This window comes from Nocardia sp. NPDC127579, from assembly GCF_042672005.1.
Taxonomy (GTDB): Bacteria; Actinomycetota; Actinomycetes; order Mycobacteriales; family Mycobacteriaceae; genus Nocardia.
Genome location: NZ_JBHXVZ010000007.1, coordinates 178,425 through 195,865, shown reverse-complemented (window position 1 = coordinate 195,865; position 17,441 = coordinate 178,425). Strand labels below are relative to the sequence as shown.

The following is a 17,441-nucleotide window of genomic DNA, read 5'->3' as shown; positions in this document are numbered from 1 at the left end:
CGAGTGAACATTCGTCAATTTTTGTTGACACGCAGCCTTCGCGTCAACCAAAATTGACGACATGACAGAGGCAACCAACCTGGCGGCCGCCGCGGGCAGCCCCGACCCCACGGTCGGCCTGCGCGCGGTGCTGGCCCTGCGTCGGCTGCTCGAGCGCCTGGAGGCGATTCAGGTCGCCAATGCCCGCGAACAGGGCTGGTCCTGGCAGGCCATCGCCGAGGCGCTCGAGGTCAGTAAGCAGGCGGTCCACCAGAAATACAATCGGAGAGGCAGGAACCGCTGATGTTCGAACGGTTCAGCAAGAACGCGCGACTGGCCGTGGTGATCGCGCAGGAGGACGCTCGCGAACTGCGTTCGGCGTCCATCGATGTCGAACACGTGCTGCTCGGCCTGTTGTCGCACGGTGACGACACCCTGAAGGCCCTGCTGGCGGCGTCGGGCATCACCCACGACGGCGCGGTGACCGCGCTGTCCGAACAGGGCGAGGCCGGTCCGCTCGGCAAGGCCGACGCCGAGGCGCTCCGCTCGATCGGCATCGACCTCGACGCCGTCCGCGACAGCCTGGAGGCCACCTTCGGCGCGGACGCGCTCGAGCGCGCCGTCCCGCCGGAGGACAAGCGCGGTTTTTTCGGCCGCGGCCGGAACTGGGGCCACATCCCGTTCACCCGCGAGGCGAAGAAGGTGCTCGAGCTGTCGCTGCGGGAGGCGCTGGCGCGCAAGGACGACAGCATCGAAGCGGGGCACATCCTGCTCGCGGTGCTGCGCGCGCCGAATCCGGCCGCGACCCGTTTGCTGGGTGGCGCCCAGGCCATCGATGAGCTGCGCCCCAAGGTGCACACCCTGCTCGACCGGGCCGCCTGACCGGTTCGGTCATTGTGTTTTGCGCGCGCTCGCAGCGGCCCCGGGGCCTAGCATGGCCCCATGCAGCTTGTGATTCGGTTGATCATCAACGCCGTGGCCATCTGGCTGGCCGCGGCCTGGGTCGACAAGATCGATATCGTCTATCCCGAGGACCAGGGCAACGGCGGCAAGATCATCGTGGTGCTGGTCATCGCGGCGGTCTTCACCCTGGTGAACGCCCTGGTCAAACCCCTGGTGAAAATGCTCTCGCTACCACTTGTGGTGCTCACCCTGGGTCTGTTCCTGCTGGTGGTCAACGCGCTGATGCTGTTCCTGACCGCCTGGCTCACCGACGCGTTCTCCGACTACGGTCTGCACATCGGCAGCTTCTGGGCGGCGCTGCTCGGCGGTGTGATCATCTGGCTGGTCAACTGGGTGCTGGGAATCCTGGTCCCGGACAACGACTGAGGCTCAGGCGAAGGCCAGCGCCAGCGCGGTCACGGCCGACCAGGCCAGCAGGGCCAGGCCGGAATCGCGCAGCGCCGGAATGAGTTCCAGCCCCTGCCGGCCGCCGCGCACCGGGGCGTTGGCGCGCACCGCGAGCGGTGCGGCGAGCAGGCCGGCCAGCGCGAACGGGGTCTTCGCGACGAGCGCCAGCGTCACCAGGAACGGCACCGTCAGCAGCACCAGATGCAGTGTGCGCGTGCGCGGATCGCCGAGCTTCACCGCCAGCGTGGTCTTCCCGGATTCGGTGTCGGTCGGGATATCGCGGAGATTGTTGGCCACCAGCACCGCGCTGGAGAACGACCCGACCGCCACCGCGAGCGCGACCCCGACCCAGTCGATCCGCTCGGCCTGCACGAACTCGGTGCCGAGCACCGCGATCAATCCGAAGAACACGAACACCGCGATCTCGCCGAAACCGCTGTACCCGTAGGGCTTGCTGCCGCCGGTGTAGAACCAGGCGCCGGCCAGGCAGGCCGCGCCGACCAACAGCAGCCACCACGCCGTCGTCGCCGCCAGCACCAACCCGAGCACCGCGCCGGTCGCGAGGCTCGCGATGGCCGCGTTCTTCACCGCCGCGGGTGTGGCGAGCTTCGAGCCGACCAGGCGCAGTGGCCCGACCCGCTCGTCGTCGGTGCCGCGGATGCCGTCGGAGTAGTCGTTGGCGTAGTTCACCCCGACGATCAGCGCCAGCGAAACCAGCAGCGCCAGAACGGCTTTCCACCACACGAACGCGTCGAGGGCGGCCGCCGCGCCGGTGCCCGCCAGCACCGGTGCGATCGCGTTCGGCAGAGTGCGAGGACGCGCGCCCTCGATCCATTGCGCTGCTGTAGCCATGGGCCGAGCCTAATGCGCCTCGCCCGCACCGGCCGCTCGGACGTGCGGCAAGCCACAGCCCTCCCGCCACGCGCGAAAAACCCTGGGGACCGCGCGGGTGTCGCTCGCATACGATTGCCGAGGAATGTTGCCCGAACCCAGCGGCCCGAACGGGCACAGCCACGCACCGGCCCCGTCGCCACGGGATCCGGCGGTGATCGACAGCCCGCAGCCGTCTGCCGCCCAGTCGCCGCCGGTGCTGGTGGCGCTGCTGGGTGAGATCGCGCTGCGGCGCGACGGTGCGCTGCGGGCGGTCCCGGGCACTCGATCGCGCCTGCTGCTGACGGCGCTCGCGCTGCACCCGGGCCGGGCGCGCAGCGCCCAGGCATTGATCGAGGAGGTGTGGGGCGAGCAGCCGCCGAAAGCGCCTATGAACGCGTTGCACACCCAGGTCTCGCGGCTACGGTCGGTATTACCGGAGGGTGCGCTCGAGATCGGCCCGGCCGGGTATCGGTTGCGGGTAGCCGCCGAGCATATCGACCTGGCGTACACCGCGGATCTGCTCCGGGACGCGCGAGCCCGTTTCGAGGCCGGGGATATCGAGGATTGTGTCCAGATCATCGCTGAGGCCCGTGCGCTGTGGCGCGGTGAGCCGGGTTCCGATCTGCCCGCGGGCGCGGTGGCCGATGACCTGCGGGTGACGGCGGCGGCTCGGCTGTCGGCACTCGATACCCTCGAGCTGGCGGTGCGGCAGGCAGGCGGGGATCTCGACAGCGCGCTGCGACTGGCGCGTCGACTGGCCGCCGAACAACCACTGGATGAGCCCGCGCAGTCGGTGCTCATGCGGCTGCTGGTGCGGACCGGGCGAGGGAACGAGGCGCTGGAGTCCTTCGCTGCGTTCCGTGCCCGCCTGGGCGAACAGCTCGGGGCCGATCCCGGCCGTGAACTGGTGGAACTGAATACCGCGATTCTGCGCGGAGATACGTTACGGGACCCGGGTTCCGGTCGAGTGGATGCTATCCACCGCGACGGCACCGCGAACGACGTCGGACATCGGCTCGGTGGTGCGACCGCGAATCGCGCTGCGCTGCAGGCACGATCGATGAGCACAGCCGCGGACCCCGATCGCGGGTCGAACTCCGGAGACCGCGCCACGTCCTCGGCCGAATCGATCATCGGCCCATCGGCGCGGCCGGGAGGCGGCGTCGGCCCTGATGATTTCGCCACCGGTGCCCGATCGCGGGTTCGAACCACAGTCGACGCAGCGGCTTCCGGGGGCCAGGGCGACGGATCGATGGCCCTGGGCCTGCGGGCTGCTCCGAACGCACTCCTCGGTCGCGAGGGCGACCTGGACGCGCTCGGTCGACTGCTGCCCGAGTCGCGGGTGGTTACCGTGCTCGGGCCCGGCGGCACCGGAAAGACGCGGATCGCCAACGAGGTCGGGGCGCGGGCGGCGCGGCGAGTGCCTGTGGTGCTGGTCGAGTTGGCGTCGGTACGGGCCGAGGACAGTGCGGAAGGGACCAGGTCGGAGATCGAAGGTGCGATCAGCGCGGCGCTCGGGCTGGGGGATATGGCCGTCGATTCCACCGGATTGCGCAAGCAGTATGCCGCCGACGCCCGGCAGCGCTCCCGGCAAGCGGGTGGCGACGAATTGTCCACGCTGCGCACGCAATACGTGCCCGAGGCCCGACATCGATTGCGGGACGCGCTCTCGGCCCGGCCGATGCTGCTGATCCTGGACAACTGTGAGCATTTGATCGAGGCCGTGGCCGTGGTGGTCGCCGATCTGATCGGCGCCTGCCCGCGCCTGACGGTGCTGACCACCAGTCGTTCTCCGCTCATGATCACCGCGGAGACCGTGTATCCGTTGCCGCCGTTGACGATCGACGCGGCGGGCTCACCGGCCACCGATCTGTTCACGGCGCGGGCGCGGGCGGTGCGGCCCACCGCGCGCCTGGACCCGGATGTGGTCGCCCAGCTGTGCCGTACGCTCGACGGCCTGCCGCTGGCCATCGAATTGGCGGCCGCGCGGGTACGCACCATGAGCGTGGAGGACATCAACGAGCGGCTCTCGGATCGGTTCGCCCTGCTGCGCAGCGGTGACCGTAGTTCACCGGAGCGGCACCGCACCCTGCACGCCGTCATCGACTGGAGCTGGAATCTGCTCGAACCCGAGCAGCGGCTTGCGCTGCGCCGACTGTGCCGTTTCCCCGCGGGTTTCACGCTGTCGGCCGCCGCGTCGATGGCCGATGACCTGGTCGATGTCGCGGCCGCCGTGGACGGGCTGGTCAATCAGTCGCTGCTGACGGTGCTCGACGACGACCGGGTCGGCACCCGCTACCGCATGCTCGAGACGGTGCGCGAATACGGTGAGGAGCAGCTCGCGCTGGCCGGGGAGACCGACCTGGTGGTGGCGCGAATGCTGCTGTGGGGGCGGCGATTCGCGCAGGAGATGGCCGATGCCCGCGCAGCCGACGATCAGGTGCGGCTCGCGCTGTCGGTGGCCGCCGAGATCGACAATCTGGTCGCGGTGCTGCGATACGCGTTCGAGCGGCAGGACGCGGTCACCATGTACACGGTGTACCCGGTTGCGGGTTGTCTCTGGCTGATTCGCGGTGCGCACGTCGAATTGATCGGGTGGGTGCGGCGTTTGCTCGCGCTCGACCCGACCGGGTCGCCGGGCGAGCCGTCGGCCGAGCTCCAGATGACCTGCTACGTACTGAATTTCCTGCACCTGGCCTTCATCGGCGAGGATCTGCCCAGCCTGGGACGGCTGCGGACGCGGGTGCGCCGGCTGCTGCGCCGCGACGATCTGTCGCCGAACGAGCGCTTCCTGGGCGAGATCATGCTGTCGCGCCCGGACGGTCGCGGCGTGGCCCGGCTGGTGGCGGCGGGTGTGCACTCACCCGATTCGCAGACCCGGTCCAGTGCCCTGATGCTGCGCGCGAACATTCGCGAGAACATGGGCGATGTGCGCGGTTCCACCGTCGACGCGATCAAGGCGCTGGAGTCGACGCCGCCGGGCGAGGTCTGGGGGATCGCCATGCTGTGCCGCCATCTGGGCGGGGTGTGCGGTCAGGTCGCACGCTACGACGAGGCGGCCACCTACTACAGCCGCTGTCTGGAACAGCTTCGGCAGCTGGGCACTTCGGAGGAGAGCATCGAGACCCGCGCGCATCTCGCGGCCGCGCTGGTCGGTGCCGGTCGGTTGGCGCGGGCCCGGCAGGAGATCGATCTCGCGCTCGGGCCCGGCGCGCTGGATGGACTGTCCACGGCTCCGAACCAGCTCGCGGGCACCGTCACCTGCGCGGCCGCGGAATTGGCGCTCGCCGAAGGGGATACGGCCGAGGGGCTGCGGCGGCATTGGCACGCCCTCGCGTTGTATTCCTGGCCGGAACTGGCTCCTGGCCCCGGCCCCGGCGGCGTCATGATGGCCGCGGCCACCCTGGACGCCCACATCCTGCACGGTGCCCTCGCCGAGGTCGGCGACCTACCCGGCCAGCTGGTCGGGAACGCATTGGCGCTGCTGAGCCAACTCCACGATCTTCCCCAGCTCGGTTCCGTCGCCTGCGCTGTCGGCTCCTACCTGCTGGTCAGCGGGGCCGCCCCGGCCCGTGGTCTCGAACTTCTCACTCTCGCACCGCGCATCCAGCCGCGCCAGGACTATCCGTCCATGCAACTCACCCGCCACCTGGCCGCCGCCCGCGCCGCCGCGTCCCCCGCGCTCGTAGACAACGCCCTGGCCGCCTCCGCCCACCTCGGCCGCCGCCCCGCGGCGGCCCGAATCATGGAGCTGCTGGCCAAGATTCACGAGGGGCCGCTGACCTAGCGCGAGCTTCCGGATGCTTCCGGTAGCGCCACCCCGGACCTATCCGGAATACGCCGCCAGAAAGGTGTCGACGGCGGCCTCGGCTACCGACTTCAGTTCGGCGGCGGGCACTTTGCGGGTGCCGAGGCGGGAGCGGGAATCGAGCGGCCCGGTGAGCAGTGCCAGCAGTTGTTCGGTTGCGCGGGTGGGGTTTTCGGCGCGGAGGTGGCCGGCCAGGGTCAGGCGCGCCATGCGGTCGGCGAGGGCGTCGGCCAGCAGGCCGGAGGTGCGGTCCTGGACCAGGTCGGCGAGGTCGGGGAACGTCGTCAACTGGGCGAAGGTGAGCGTGCGCAGGGCGCGGGAGCGGTCGCTGTTGCAGACCCGCAGCAGACGATAGGCGCAATCACGCAGTGCCGCTTGGGGATCGCCTTCGGACTCGCGCAATCGTGTTATCGCGGCCAGGCATTCGGCACCCACTCGATCGGCCGCCGCGGTCACGGCGTGGCGGTAGAGCGTCTCCTTGTCGCTGAGGTGGTTGTAGACGGTGGGTTTGGCGACACCCGCGGCGTCGGCGATCTCTTGCACACAGGCCTGGGCATAGCCACGGCGCGCGAACACCTCGAAGGCGGCGTCGAGGATGGCCGCTCGTTTGTCCAGGCGGCCCCGGCTGGTCGTTGCTCCCACCTCCGGATGGTAGCGCGACCCCTTGCGGAGCTACCAGCGTGGCCATTAAATTGAACTAGCCAGTTCAATTCGAAAGGCAGAAATGATTATCCACCAGCTAAGATTCCGATTTCGCAATGAGACCACCGAAGAGCAGAAGGCTGAAGTGCTCGCCCTCATGCGGCGCACCGCCGCGGTCGATTCGGTGAGTTTCGGGACAGTCGGCCGCCACCTCGGTGACCCGGAGGCGGGCTACACCCACGCCTACTGCGTCGGCATCGCCGACCTCGCGGCACTCGAGGAGTACATGCACGACCCGGTGCATCTCGACGGCGATCCGCGCATCATCCCGCATTTCGAGCGGCTGGTCATCGGCCCCGATCTGTCCGATGATCCGGATCCGGAGCTGGGCGCGAAAATCATGGCGCTGCATCAGCGCAAGGTCGAGATGTACCCGGAGTGGGCTCGGCAGATGGAGACGATTCCGGAGGTCCGGATCGCCTGAAAACAGCACGGAGCCGAGGGATTCGGTGAATCCCTCGGCTGCGCGGTATTCGGTTGTTCAGGCGCGGCGCATGTAGGCGCGGACGGTGAGTGGGGCGATGATGACGATCACCGCGAGCGAGCCGAGCAGCGACCAGGCCAGATTGGCGCCGTAGTGGTTGGCGTTCATGAGTTCCTGGGCGGCCTTGACCATGTAGTACACCGGGTTGACCTTGTTGATCCCCTGCAACCAGCCGGGCATCGACTCGACCGGGGCGAAAGCGCCGGAGACGAAGGTCAGCGGGAACATGATGATCATCGAGATGCCCTGCACCGCGGAGGCGCTGCGGCCGGTGACGCCGACCAGCGCCCAGATCCAGCTGATCGCGAACGAGCAGGCGATCACCATCAGGCAGGCGGCCAGCACCCCGACGAAACCGCCGCCGGGCCGGTAGCCCAGGATCAGGCCCATGATCACGGTGAGCGTGGTCGCGATCAGATAGCGGACCATATCTGCGATCAACGCACCCGACAGCGCCGAAATACGCGCGATCGGAAGCGATTTGAAGCGATCGAAGACGCCCTTGTCCATATCCTCGCGCAGCTGGGTGCCGGTGACCACGGAGGTCAGCACCACGGTCTGCACCAGGATGCCGGGTATGAACAGCGGCAGATAGTTGTCCACCGAGCCGAACATGGCGCCGCCGAAGATGAACGCGAACAGCGCCGTGAACAGAATCGGCTGGATCGTCACATCGAAGAGCTGCTCGGGATTGTGCTTGATCTTGAGCAGCCCGCGGTAGGCCATGGTGAGCGAATGCCGCACCGTCTGGCCCAGGCTGATCCGGTTGCTGGCGTCGGGGATGTGGGCAAGGGTGCGCCCGGAAGCGGCCGGGGCGGTGAGTGTCGCGGTCATGCCGCACTCCGTTCGGTGTCGGTGGTGGTCTCGTCCTCGGCCGGATGACCGGTGATGGTGAGGAAGACCTCGTCCAGGCTGGGTTTGGAAACGGTGATCTCGTCGACCGGAATGTCCCACTCGCGCAGGCGGATCAGCAGATCGGTGGTCATGTCGGCGGTGCGCAGCGGCGCGGTGAGCCGACCGGCCTCGGGGGTGATCTGGACGTCGGCGCCGAGGAAGTCGCTGACGATGCGGCGGGCTTCGTCGAGCTGATCCCGGTTCACCAGGGTCAGGTGCAGCGAGGAACCGCCCACCGAGGCCTTGAGTTCGTCGGCGGTGCCGTCGGCGATCACCTTGCCGCGGTCGATGACCGCGATCCGGTCGGCGAGCTGGTCGGCTTCGTCGAGGTACTGCGTGGTCAGCAGGACGGTGGCGCCCTCGCGAACCAGGCGGCGAATGGTGTCCCACATCTGGGCGCGGGTGCGCGGGTCGAGACCGGTGGTCGGCTCGTCGAGGAACAGCAGCGGCGGGGTGGCGATCAGGCTGGCGGCCAGATCGAGGCGTCGCCGCATGCCGCCGGAGAAATGCTCGAGCGGTTTCTCCGCGGCCTCGGCGAGATCGAATTCCTCGAGCAGTTCGACGGTCTTGCGCCGGGCGTCGGCCCGGCTCAGGCCGAGCAGCCGGGAGAAGATCATCAGGTTCTCGGTGGCGGTCAGTTTCTCGTCGACGGAGGCGTACTGTCCGGTGACGCCGATCAGCGAACGCACCGCGGTGGGCTGTTCGACGACATCGCGGCCGAAGATGCGGGCGCTGCCGCCGTCCGGCCGCAGCAGGGTGGCCAGCATGCGGATGGTGGTGGTCTTACCGGCTCCGTTCGGTCCCAGTACGCCGTACACCGCGCCCTGCGGCACGGCCAGGCTGACGCCGTCGACGGCGCGCTGTTCCCCGAACACCTTGACCAGTTCGTTCGCCTCGACGGCGAGTACTGAAGCGGGTGTGAATGAGTTCATGTCATAACTGTGCGGTCGGCTTCTTGCACGGCCCTTGCACAGCTCTGACAGCGCCGCTTGCGTGCCGCTTACGGGCTTTCTCGCGCCTGCGCTACCAGCTCGCTGACCAGCGTCGACAGCTCCTCGATCTGGGCGAGCACCTCGGCACGCAACTCCGCCATGTCGGTGTCGGGCAGGTGCGGCGCGCCCGGCTGCCCGGCCGCGATCAGCAGTTCGGTGTTCGTGCGTAGCGAGGTCAGCGGGGTCTCGAGTTCCCGGCCCGCGTCGGAGACCAGCCGGCGCTGCCGCTCCCGGGATTCGGTCAGCGCGCACAGCATGGTGTTGAAACCCTCGGTGAACCGGGCGAGTTCGTCGTCTCCGGTGACCGGGATGGGCGCCAGTTCCTCCGTGCGCGCGATGCGCCGCGCGGCCGCGCTCAACCGGGCGACGGGCCGTAAACCGGTGCGCGCCACCGCGGTTCCGGCGGCCGCCGCGAGGCCGACGAAACAGCCGCTGACCACGAACAACAGTCCCGCCAGCCGCTCGAGTATCGCGCGCGTGGAGCGCAGATGCTGCGAAACGATCAGCGTGGAGCCGGATTTCATGCGCTGCGCGAGCACCCGCTGATCGCCGACGGTGCGCAGCGAGGAGCGGATCTCGCCGCGCGCCACCGCCAGTTCCCTGGCGCCGATGGGCGGCGCGCCCGCGTGTTCGACCGCGTCGGCACGCGTGTCCGGGAAGATCACGACGATCGCCAGGTCGTTGGGCGCGAAGGAGCCGATGGTCAGTGCCTGGAGGTAGCTCATACTGTCCACCTCGTTCGCGATCAGTACCACCGCCGTGGATTGCAGGCGGGCGTCCAGATCCGCGTACAGCGAACGTTTCACCAGGGCGTAGGCCGCGAGCGAGGTGAACGCGGCGGCCACCGTCACCACCGACGCGGCCAGCAGCGTCACCCGCCGGCGCAATGTACGCATATCCGACAGCCTGCCGCCCCCGGCTGAGTGGTGACTGAGAAACCGAGGTGGAAACGCTGTGGGGCGCTGCGTAATTCGCGGGTGGGCGGGTGAAAACCGTTCAGTTCGAGGTGTGCTCGGTGAGCAGCAGGTCACGGATCGCGGCGCGGTTCGGCTTACCCGGCCCGTGTAGCGGGAGCTCGTCCAGGATCGCGAGTTCGCGCGGGGCGGCGATAGCGTCGAGTTCGCGGACCACGTGCTCACGCAGTTCGTCCAGCGTCGGAATCGCGCCCTTGGCGGGTACCACCGCGACCACGACCCGCTGCCCGAGCCGCTCGTCCGGCAGGCCGAGCACGACGCATTCGCTGATCGAGGGATGATTGCCCAGTACCGCCTCGACAACCTGCGGGATGACCAGCAGGCCACCGGTCATGATGGCTTCGTCGAGCCGGCCGCTGATCGAGAGCACGCCGTTGTCGTAGGTGCCCGCGTCCTCGGTGCGGAACCAGCCGGGTTCGGCGAAGGCCGGGTGGTCGGGCTGGTTGCGGTAGCCGACGGCGATCATGTCACCGCCCAGCACGACCCGGCCGTCCTCGATGCGCACCTCGGTGCCCTTCAGCGGGACGCCGTCGTAGACGCAGCCGCCGCAGGTCTCGCTCATGCCGTAGGTCCGGACGACGGTGATACCCGCCGCCTGCGCGCGTTCCAGGACGTGCGGGGGAGTGGCCGCGCCGCCGACGAGCACGCCGTCGAGTTCGGCCAGCGCCGCCGCGGCGACCGGCGCGTCCAGGGCCTTGATCAGCTGGGTGGGTACCAGCGCGGTGTAGCGGCGCGGTCCGCGCATCCCGGAGATGGCGCCCGCGAGGGCTTCCGGGAGGAAGCCGCCGGAAACGTCGAGCACCGTCGGCTCGGTCCCGGCCTGAATGCTGCGCAGCAGCACCTGGATTCCGGCGATGTGATGGGTCGGCAGCGCGAGCAGCCAGCTGCCCGGGCCGCCGAGCCGGTCATGTGTGGCGGCCCCGCTCGCGCGCAGTGCGGCCGCGCTGAGCATGGCGCCCTTCGGGACACCGGTGGTGCCGGAGGTCGTCACCACCAGGGCGACCTCCTCGTCGATCGGGTCGCCGGGGCCGAGCGCGTCGGACAGGCGGCGCGCCTCGCGTCTGTCGCTGGTGGGGATGGGTAGCCACGCGGGCCCGTTGCCCTCCAGGGCTTCCCGCAGGTGCGGCAGCACATCGCCGACCCCGGATCCGGTGGGCATCGGCAGCGTGCGCAGTTTCCGACTCACGCTCGCACCTCGCCCGCCGTTGCTCCTGTCGTGCCCAGAGGCGATAAGCCAATGGTTCGCTCGCTGCGCCCTCTCACGGTAGGGATCGTGTCATGCCCGCGCCGCCGCGAACGGAACGGGTCGGTTTGCAAGGAGACTGAACTAGGCCAGGCATCAGGTGTCTGCGATTCCCTCGTCGGACGGTACGCATCGGGGGTACCCGGACATCGGCGGTCGGACACCCACGGTGCCGTCTGTGCGCTCAATCGTCCTCGCCGGAGCCGGAGCTGGCAACTCGATCGGCGCGGCGAGACTGTTGATCAGTGGTCTGAACTGCGGGTATCCCGCCGGATCGGATGTTCCGGCGGAATCTCGACCAGCACCACCGGCACGCCGTCCGGATCGCGCACCCACATTTCGATCAGGCCCCACGGTTCGCGCACCGGCGCACGGTCGATCGGAATTCCACGCAGCGACAGCTCCGCGGCGGCGTCCTCGACATCGCGGACCTGGAGCCAGATCGCGCCGTCGAATGCCGAGGATCGGCCCGATCCGCCGTGCGCGGCCACCTCCACCAGCGACTGACCGGCGAAGAAGACCGTGCCGCCCGGATACTCGCGTGCGATCGCGAGGCCGAGGCTGTCGCGGTAGAACGCCAGTGTGGCCGGGTAGTCGGCGGGCCGCAGGATGATCCGGCTGCTGAGTATCTCCATCAGAAGTACCAGGGGTAGGGGGTCCAGTCGGGTGCCCGCTTCTCCAGGAACGAGTCGCGGCCCTCGACGGCCTCGTCGGTCATGTACGCCATCCGGGTGGCTTCGCCCGCGAACAGTTGCTGGCCGACCAGTCCGTCGTCGAGCAGGTTGAACGCGTACTTCAGCATGCGCTGTGCCTGTGGGGATTTGCCGTTGATGTCGGCGGTCCACTCCAGGGCGACGTTCTCCAGTTCGGCGTGGTCGACCACCTTGTTCACCGCGCCCATCTGATGCATTTCCTCGGCGGTGTAGGGCCGGCCGAGAAAGAAGATCTCCCGCGCGAATTTCTGGCCGACCATTTTCGCCAGGTAGGCACTGCCGTAGCCGCCGTCGAAGCTGCCGACATCGGCGTCGGTCTGCTTGAAGCGGGCGTGTTCGCGGCTGGCGAGGGTGAGGTCGCAGACCACGTGCAGGCTGTGCCCGCCGCCCGCGGCCCAGCCGTTGACCAGCGCGATGACGACCTTGGGCATGAAGCGGATGAGCCGCTGGACTTCCAGGATGTGCAGCCGCCCGGCGCGGGCCTGATCGACCGTGTCGGCGGTCTCGCCACTGGCGTACTGGTAGCCGTTGCGTCCGCGGATGCGCTGGTCGCCGCCGGAGCAGAAGGCCCAGCCGCCGTCGCGGGGGCTGGGGCCGTTGCCGGTGAGCAGGACCGCGCCGACGTCGGGTGTCATCCGGGCGTGGTCGAGGGCGCGGTAGAGCTCGTCGACGGTGTGCGGCCGGAAGGCATTGCGTACCTCGGGGCGGTCGAACGCGATGCGCACGGTGCCCTGGTCGATGTGCCGGTGGTAGGTGATGTCGGTCAGGTTCTCGAATCCGGGAACGGGCCGCCACAGCTTCGGAGTGAAGGTCACGCCCGAGATTATCGCTGCGGCGGGAGGACAGGCCAGCGCCAGTTGGCGATACTCAGGACTTGACGGTGTAAAAAGACGGGTTACCGTGCAATCTATGAATACAGCATCGCGAAGCGATTCCGTGGGGGGCGGTGGTCGGGCGACGGGTGGGCGTGAGCGAGTGGAACCCGTTTCAGGGAACGGGACGAAGCCGAGAATCGACCGGAGCATGGTCGACGAGGACCGGTACGAAAAGCACGGCGGCTTCCCCAAGGTGTCCCGTGCCGAGATCGGACCCAACTTCGGCCCGTTCGTCGAGGCCATGCGCACCTTGCAGGACCTCGCGGTCAGCGTCGACGCCACCGACGAGGTGTTCGGGCAGGCGCTGGCCCGGGCGAACGAGCTGATCGAGTTGCTCTCGCCCTATCGTGCGCCCGAACTCCAGGGGCCCGCCGGTCGCGCCGTGAAACTGCCGGGGCGCGGCAGCCTGCTGCTGTTGCCCTGGCGCACAGTCGAAGCCGGACCCGACGGGATCACCATGGCCGGCGAGTTCCGCCGATACCACCTGGGCGGCAACGGCGCCGCGCACGGCGGCGTGCTGCCGCTGTTGTTCGACGACCTGCTCGGCATGATCGTGCACTACGCCGGACGGCCGATCAGCCGCACCGCGTACCTGCATGTGAATTACCGCAAGATCACTCCGCTGGAAACGCCGCTGACAGTTCGGGGGCGCGTGGATCGAGTCGAGGGCCGAAAGACCTTCATCACCGCGGAATTACGCGATGAGCTGGGCGAAGTGCTCGCCGATTGTGAAGGCCTTATGGTTCAACTACTGCCCTGGCAGCCGTGACGCGCCCACTCCTCGGGTCAGCACCACCTATGTGGTGCCAGTGGTGCGTATAGTGGCCAGCGCTCGTTCATCGACATCGATCCGGAGGAACCTGAAAGTGGTTGCAGCACTGTCTGAATCCCTGCTCAACGACGCCAATCGTACGGCTTTCCTTGCCGATGCCAAGGAGGTTCTCGACGCCGAGGTGTCTGATAAGGGTGGCGCGTCCGGCCTGGCCGTGAAGGCCGCCTACGCGGCGGCCAAGAAGGTCAGCCCGACCATCGTGCCGGACGCGCTGGAGTCGTTGGCCCCCAAGCTGGTTGCGCAGCTGGAACCGTTCTGGCAGGAATACGCCGCCAGCGGTTCGGGCACGTTCGCGGACGCCCTCGTCGGCAAGTCCGATGAGGTCGCCGAGGCGCTGCTGGCCGTCACCGACGCCCGCGCCGAAGCCTCGACCCGCCCCGCCCTGCAGAAGGCCTACTCGTCGCTGCGCTCTTCGGCCAAGAAGAACGTCATCGAGGCTCTGCCCCGCGTCGGCGAACTGGTCCAGCGTCACGCTGGCTGAGTTACCCACAACGCCGCACATCGAATCCACCTGGCCCAAGCGCCACTTCGATGTGCGGCGTTCCCATTCCCGCCGAATCAGCACGCACGGGCAGAGCCTTACAACCGACTCGTCCGCATGCTCCGCGTCCGCCCCGGACACACCCCGTCCGGAGGGAGTCTTACGACCGACCGTTTGCGGCCGTCTCGCATCCGAGCGGTCGAAGCGATGCGCGCAGCGCGAGTCTCGACCGCTCGGATGCGAGACACACGGGGCCGCAAACCCGCGGCGCCCGCGCCGCCAGCAACACTGTGAGCAGGGTGACGGAGACGTGGGGTTTGCTGTCTGGGAGGCTGGAGGCGTGAATCCGTCTACAGCACAGGCGCAGGTAGTCGTCGACGAACTGGCTCGCGGCGGCGTGCGCGATGTCGTGCTGTGTCCCGGCTCGCGCAACGCGCCGCTGGCTTTCGCGCTGCAGGCCGCCGACGCGGCGGGGCGGCTGCGCCTGCACATGCGCATCGACGAGCGGACCGCGGGCTTTCTGGCGATCGGGCTGGCGGTCGCCAGCGGTTGCCCGGTGCCGGTGGTGATGACCTCGGGGACCGCCGTGGCCAATCTGGGTCCGGCCGTGCTGGAGGCGAATTACGCGCGGGTGCCGTTGATCGTGCTCAGCGCGAACCGGCCCTACGAGATGCTGGGCACCGGCGCCAATCAGACGGTCGAGCAGCTCGGCCTGTTCGGCAGCCAGGTGCGCGCGACGATCAGTCTCGGCCTGGCCGAGCACGGCGTCGACGACAACGGCTACAGCAGCCAGAACAGCGTGTGGCGCTCGGCGGTTTGCCGGGTGCTCGCGGCGGCGCGCGGTACTCGCTCGGGCAATGCGGGCCCGGTGCATTTCGACATTCCGCTGCGTGAGCCGCTGGTGCCGGACACCGATGAGGTGGCCGGACTTCCGGTGCCCGGCGAGGTCGCTCCGGTCGGCCGGGACGCGGGCCGGCCGTGGACCGCGACCCAGTACGCGACCCTGGATGTCCCGCTCGATATCGATCTGACCCCCGACACCGTCGTGATCTCCGGGCACGGCGCGGGTCTGCGCCCCGAACTGGCCGCGCTGCCGACCGTCGCCGAACCGACCGCGCCGCTGCACGGCCCGGCCCTGCACCCGCTGGCGTTGCCGCTGCTGCGGCCGCGGCAGGCGATCATCACAGGCCGCCCTACCCTGCACCGCCAGGTGTCGCGCGTGCTGGCCGATCCCGAGGTGACGGTGTTCGCGCTGACCACCGGGCCGCGCTGGCCCGATGTGTCCGGCAATGTGGTCGGCACCGGTACCCGGGCCGTCACCACCGGCGCACCGCGCGCGGAATGGCTCGAGCTGTGCCGGGAACTGAACGCGAAGGCCGGTCAGGTGGTGCGCGACGAGCTCGCCGGGCATCCGAAGGCGACCGGCCTGCACGTGGCGGCCGTGGTGATGGACGCGCTGCGCGAGGGTGATCAGCTGCTGCTCGGGGCGTCGAATCCGGTGCGCGATGCCGCGCTGGTGTCGCATCCGCGGCCGGGGATCAAGGTGGTGTCCAATCGCGGTGTCGCGGGTATCGACGGCACGGTGTCCTCGGCGGTCGGCGCGGCGCTCGCGCATGCCGGGCGCACCGTCGCCCTGATCGGCGACCTGACCTTCCTGCACGACGCGGCCGGCCTGCTGATCGGCCCCGGCGAACCGCGTCCGGCGGATCTGACCATCGTGGTCGCCAATGACGACGGCGGCGGCATCTTCGAGCTGCTGGAACAGGGCGACCCGCAGTACGCGGGCGTGTTCGAACGTGTCTTCGGTACGCCGCACGGCATGGATCTGGCGGCTCTGTGCGCGGCCTACCGCATCCCGCACCGCCAGCTCGACCCGGCGGAACTCGCCGCGGAACTGGCCCGGGACGCGCACGGGATGCGGGTGCTGGAGGTTGCCACCGAGCGGTCCAGTCTGCGGGAACTGCACGCGACAGTACGCGCGAAGATCTAGATCTCCTCGGCGTACTCCGGGCCGGGTTCGGGCGCGATGTCGGCGCGGTCCTCGTCGTCCAGCGGGACGGCGATCGACTGTTCGACCACATCGGCCGGGTTCGCGGAGAACGCGTCGCGATCGACCTGAGCGGCCAGGTCACGCTCATCGGAGTCGGCGGCGGGATCGGGGTAGGCCGGGACGGACTGCTCGACGTAGTCGGCCTCGGGAACCTCGTCCCAGCTGCGAGTGGTGCTGCGATCGATCATCGTGCGCTCCTCTCCGCGACGTGTTCGGCAACGATGTCACTGCACAGCTTCGAGGATCCGCCGTCGCGGCGCTTTCGGCAAGCTAGCCGTCATCGGGGCGGCCGCCGTCGGCGGGATATTCCACCAGCGCCAACGTCCGATTGGCCATGAATCGCGCGGTGCGAACCGCGGTACCGGTGCGCGTCACCTCGCTGACCTCCACGACACCGCGCGCGATGCGCACGTCCACTCGCCGCCCGGCTCGGGTGGCGGCCACTTCGTAACTGCGAGATCCGGCGCCGAAGTCGACGACGATCTCCACACGATCACCCTTCATCAGCCAATTCTCCTCTTTTCCAGCGGTTTTCGCCGCCGACCGATGAATTCCGGTGGCCCGCGCCGTCGATATCGGAAAGGACGTCCGAAGGAGCACCCATGTTCGAATTCGAGCCCGCCGCCAGCGCGATGGCCGCCGTGGTCGCCGGTATCACCGACGACCAGCTCACCGCCGCGACCCCGATGGCCGACACCACCGTGCGCGAGCTGCTGGTGCATGTGGTCGGATTGACCGAGGCTTTCCGCCAGGCCGCCACCAAAGAGGCGATCGGCCACTCCCGGCCGCCCGCCATCGGACCGGACGCCGAGCTGGTTGCCGACTGGCGGGAGCGGATTCCGGCACAGCTGAAGGCGCTGGCCGAGGCGTGGCGCGACCCGGCGGCCTGGGTGGGCGAGACCGAGGCCGGCGGCGTCACCATGCCCGCCGCGATCATGGCCGTGGTCGCGCTGGACGAGCTGGTCATCCACGGCTGGGATCTCGCTCGAGCCAGCGGCGGGCGGCTCACGGTGCGTGACGCCGACCTGGACACCCTGCTCGAATTCCTGCGTGACACCCCGGCCGAAGGCACACCCGGTCTGTTCGGTCCCGTGGTCCCGGTGCCCGCCGATGCACCCGCGTTGCACCGGGTCCTGGGTCTGACGGGCCGCGTCCCGGCCTGATCGGCGATTTTCGCCGCGCTGCTGAGAG

The 17,441-nt window shown here is 69.1% G+C and carries 18 protein-coding genes and 1 pseudogene; 9 read left to right on the top strand and 10 right to left on the bottom strand.

What is annotated here, in order from left to right:
• Window positions 1-61: 61 nt before the first annotated feature.
• From ACFVMC_RS23650 to ACFVMC_RS23640, 3 genes are read left to right on the top strand one after another with little or no spacing between them, the layout of a single operon-like run.
• Window positions 62-283, top strand: coding sequence for a helix-turn-helix domain-containing protein (locus tag ACFVMC_RS23650; RefSeq protein ID WP_379213550.1), 222 nt, complete (start codon window positions 62-64; stop codon window positions 281-283).
• Window positions 283-861 (top strand): Clp protease N-terminal domain-containing protein, encoded by a 579-nt coding sequence (locus ACFVMC_RS23645; RefSeq protein ID WP_379213549.1) that lies wholly within the window; start codon window positions 283-285, stop codon window positions 859-861. Before ACFVMC_RS23650 ends, ACFVMC_RS23645 begins: the two co-directional genes overlap by 1 nt.
• A gap of 60 nt (window positions 862-921) precedes the next feature.
• Entirely contained in the window at window positions 922-1,308 is a 387-nt protein-coding gene (locus tag ACFVMC_RS23640; RefSeq protein WP_379213547.1) for a phage holin family protein, read from the top strand.
• Between the two features lie 3 nt (window positions 1,309-1,311).
• Here ACFVMC_RS23640 and ACFVMC_RS23635 read toward each other — a convergent pair whose 3' ends face one another.
• The gene (locus ACFVMC_RS23635; protein WP_379213545.1) at window positions 1,312-2,181 is read right to left on the bottom strand and encodes a 1,4-dihydroxy-2-naphthoate polyprenyltransferase; all 870 of its coding nucleotides are present in this window, start codon (window positions 2,179-2,181) and stop codon (window positions 1,312-1,314) included.
• Window positions 2,182-2,305: 124 nt separating this feature from the next.
• Here ACFVMC_RS23635 and ACFVMC_RS23630 point away from each other — a divergent pair, with 124 nt between their 5' ends.
• Window positions 2,306-5,989 (top strand): BTAD domain-containing putative transcriptional regulator, encoded by a 3,684-nt coding sequence (locus tag ACFVMC_RS23630; protein ID WP_379213544.1) that lies wholly within the window; start codon window positions 2,306-2,308, stop codon window positions 5,987-5,989.
• A 39-nt stretch (window positions 5,990-6,028) separates the two neighbouring features.
• Here the strand turns inward: ACFVMC_RS23630 and ACFVMC_RS23625 are convergent, their stop codons facing one another.
• Window positions 6,029-6,652: a TetR/AcrR family transcriptional regulator gene (locus tag ACFVMC_RS23625; RefSeq protein ID WP_379213543.1), complete on the bottom strand. Its 624-nt coding sequence runs from the start codon at window positions 6,650-6,652 to the stop codon at window positions 6,029-6,031.
• Between the two features lie 82 nt (window positions 6,653-6,734).
• Here ACFVMC_RS23625 and ACFVMC_RS23620 point away from each other — a divergent pair, with 82 nt between their 5' ends.
• Window positions 6,735-7,136, top strand: a complete 402-nt coding sequence (locus ACFVMC_RS23620) for a Dabb family protein (RefSeq protein WP_379213541.1) — start codon at window positions 6,735-6,737, stop codon at window positions 7,134-7,136.
• Window positions 7,137-7,193: 57 nt separating this feature from the next.
• Here ACFVMC_RS23620 and ACFVMC_RS23615 read toward each other — a convergent pair whose 3' ends face one another.
• From ACFVMC_RS23615 to ACFVMC_RS23590, 6 genes and pseudogenes are all read right to left on the bottom strand, one after another.
• Window positions 7,194-8,030 carry an ABC transporter permease gene (locus tag ACFVMC_RS23615; RefSeq protein ID WP_379213540.1) on the bottom strand — a complete coding sequence of 279 codons (837 nt, stop codon included), beginning with the start codon at window positions 8,028-8,030 and terminating at the stop codon, window positions 7,194-7,196.
• Window positions 8,027-9,022, bottom strand: coding sequence for an ATP-binding cassette domain-containing protein (locus ACFVMC_RS23610; RefSeq protein WP_379213538.1), 996 nt, complete (start codon window positions 9,020-9,022; stop codon window positions 8,027-8,029). The genes ACFVMC_RS23615 and ACFVMC_RS23610 overlap by 4 nt, the downstream gene beginning before the upstream one ends.
• Window positions 9,023-9,099: 77 nt before the next feature.
• Window positions 9,100-9,978, bottom strand: a pseudogene (locus tag ACFVMC_RS23605) (HAMP domain-containing protein); the annotation flags it as partial.
• 100 nt (window positions 9,979-10,078) lie between these two features.
• Window positions 10,079-11,215 (bottom strand): o-succinylbenzoate--CoA ligase, encoded by a 1,137-nt coding sequence (gene menE, locus ACFVMC_RS23600; RefSeq protein WP_379214065.1) that lies wholly within the window; start codon window positions 11,213-11,215, stop codon window positions 10,079-10,081.
• Window positions 11,216-11,541: 326 nt separating this feature from the next.
• Window positions 11,542-11,934 carry a VOC family protein gene (locus tag ACFVMC_RS23595; RefSeq protein WP_379213536.1) on the bottom strand — a complete coding sequence of 131 codons (393 nt, stop codon included), beginning with the start codon at window positions 11,932-11,934 and terminating at the stop codon, window positions 11,542-11,544.
• Complete coding sequence (locus ACFVMC_RS23590; RefSeq protein ID WP_379213534.1) at window positions 11,934-12,827, bottom strand: 1,4-dihydroxy-2-naphthoyl-CoA synthase; 894 nt, start codon at window positions 12,825-12,827, stop codon at window positions 11,934-11,936. Before ACFVMC_RS23590 ends, ACFVMC_RS23595 begins: the two co-directional genes overlap by 1 nt.
• A 208-nt stretch (window positions 12,828-13,035) precedes the next feature.
• On the opposite strand from ACFVMC_RS23590, the gene ACFVMC_RS23585 reads away from it, so the two are divergent.
• The 3 genes from ACFVMC_RS23585 to menD all read left to right on the top strand — a co-directional run bounded on the left by ACFVMC_RS23585 (window position 13,036) and on the right by menD (window position 16,190).
• Window positions 13,036-13,656 (top strand): PaaI family thioesterase, encoded by a 621-nt coding sequence (locus ACFVMC_RS23585; protein WP_379213532.1) that lies wholly within the window; start codon window positions 13,036-13,038, stop codon window positions 13,654-13,656.
• Window positions 13,657-13,753: 97 nt separating this feature from the next.
• Window positions 13,754-14,200, top strand: coding sequence for a DUF6918 family protein (locus ACFVMC_RS23580; protein WP_379213530.1), 447 nt, complete (start codon window positions 13,754-13,756; stop codon window positions 14,198-14,200).
• Between the two features lie 340 nt (window positions 14,201-14,540).
• Complete coding sequence (menD, locus tag ACFVMC_RS23575; RefSeq protein WP_379213528.1) at window positions 14,541-16,190, top strand: 2-succinyl-5-enolpyruvyl-6-hydroxy-3-cyclohexene-1-carboxylic-acid synthase; 1,650 nt, start codon at window positions 14,541-14,543, stop codon at window positions 16,188-16,190.
• Here menD and ACFVMC_RS23570 read toward each other — a convergent pair.
• Both ACFVMC_RS23570 and ACFVMC_RS23565 read right to left on the bottom strand, forming a co-directional pair.
• The gene (locus tag ACFVMC_RS23570; RefSeq protein ID WP_379213526.1) at window positions 16,187-16,438 is read right to left on the bottom strand and encodes a hypothetical protein; all 252 of its coding nucleotides are present in this window, start codon (window positions 16,436-16,438) and stop codon (window positions 16,187-16,189) included. The genes menD and ACFVMC_RS23570 overlap by 4 nt on opposite strands.
• Before the next feature lie 82 nt (window positions 16,439-16,520).
• Window positions 16,521-16,754, bottom strand: coding sequence for a hypothetical protein (locus ACFVMC_RS23565; protein WP_379213524.1), 234 nt, complete (start codon window positions 16,752-16,754; stop codon window positions 16,521-16,523).
• Between the two features lie 98 nt (window positions 16,755-16,852).
• Here ACFVMC_RS23565 and ACFVMC_RS23560 point away from each other — a divergent pair, with 98 nt between their 5' ends.
• On the top strand, window positions 16,853-17,413 hold the full coding sequence (locus ACFVMC_RS23560) for a TIGR03086 family metal-binding protein (RefSeq protein WP_379213522.1): 561 nt from the start codon (window positions 16,853-16,855) through the stop codon (window positions 17,411-17,413).
• Window positions 17,414-17,441: the final 28 nt, after the last annotated feature.

What these genes read in the sequence shown, in the direction of transcription:
- ACFVMC_RS23585 (WP_379213532.1), top strand. Translation starts at nt 13,036, where the DNA reads ATGGTCGACGAGGACCGGTACGAAAAGCACGGCGGCTTCCCCAAGGTG.
- ACFVMC_RS23650 (WP_379213550.1), top strand. Translation starts at nt 62, where the DNA reads ATGACAGAGGCAACCAACCTGGCGGCCGCCGCGGGCAGCCCCGACCCC.
- ACFVMC_RS23595 (WP_379213536.1), bottom strand. Translation starts at nt 11,934, where the DNA reads ATGGAGATACTCAGCAGCCGGATCATCCTGCGGCCCGCCGACTACCCG.
- ACFVMC_RS23640 (WP_379213547.1), top strand. Translation starts at nt 922, where the DNA reads ATGCAGCTTGTGATTCGGTTGATCATCAACGCCGTGGCCATCTGGCTG.
- ACFVMC_RS23635 (WP_379213545.1), bottom strand. Translation starts at nt 2,181, where the DNA reads ATGGCTACAGCAGCGCAATGGATCGAGGGCGCGCGTCCTCGCACTCTG.
- ACFVMC_RS23620 (WP_379213541.1), top strand. Translation starts at nt 6,735, where the DNA reads ATGATTATCCACCAGCTAAGATTCCGATTTCGCAATGAGACCACCGAA.
- ACFVMC_RS23645 (WP_379213549.1), top strand. Translation starts at nt 283, where the DNA reads ATGTTCGAACGGTTCAGCAAGAACGCGCGACTGGCCGTGGTGATCGCG.
- ACFVMC_RS23610 (WP_379213538.1), bottom strand. Translation starts at nt 9,022, where the DNA reads ATGAACTCATTCACACCCGCTTCAGTACTCGCCGTCGAGGCGAACGAA.
- ACFVMC_RS23570 (WP_379213526.1), bottom strand. Translation starts at nt 16,438, where the DNA reads ATGATCGATCGCAGCACCACTCGCAGCTGGGACGAGGTTCCCGAGGCC.
- ACFVMC_RS23615 (WP_379213540.1), bottom strand. Translation starts at nt 8,030, where the DNA reads ATGACCGCGACACTCACCGCCCCGGCCGCTTCCGGGCGCACCCTTGCC.
- ACFVMC_RS23560 (WP_379213522.1), top strand. Translation starts at nt 16,853, where the DNA reads ATGTTCGAATTCGAGCCCGCCGCCAGCGCGATGGCCGCCGTGGTCGCC.
- ACFVMC_RS23565 (WP_379213524.1), bottom strand. Translation starts at nt 16,754, where the DNA reads ATGAAGGGTGATCGTGTGGAGATCGTCGTCGACTTCGGCGCCGGATCT.
- menE (WP_379214065.1), bottom strand. Translation starts at nt 11,215, where the DNA reads ATGCCCACCGGATCCGGGGTCGGCGATGTGCTGCCGCACCTGCGGGAA.
- ACFVMC_RS23630 (WP_379213544.1), top strand. Translation starts at nt 2,306, where the DNA reads ATGTTGCCCGAACCCAGCGGCCCGAACGGGCACAGCCACGCACCGGCC.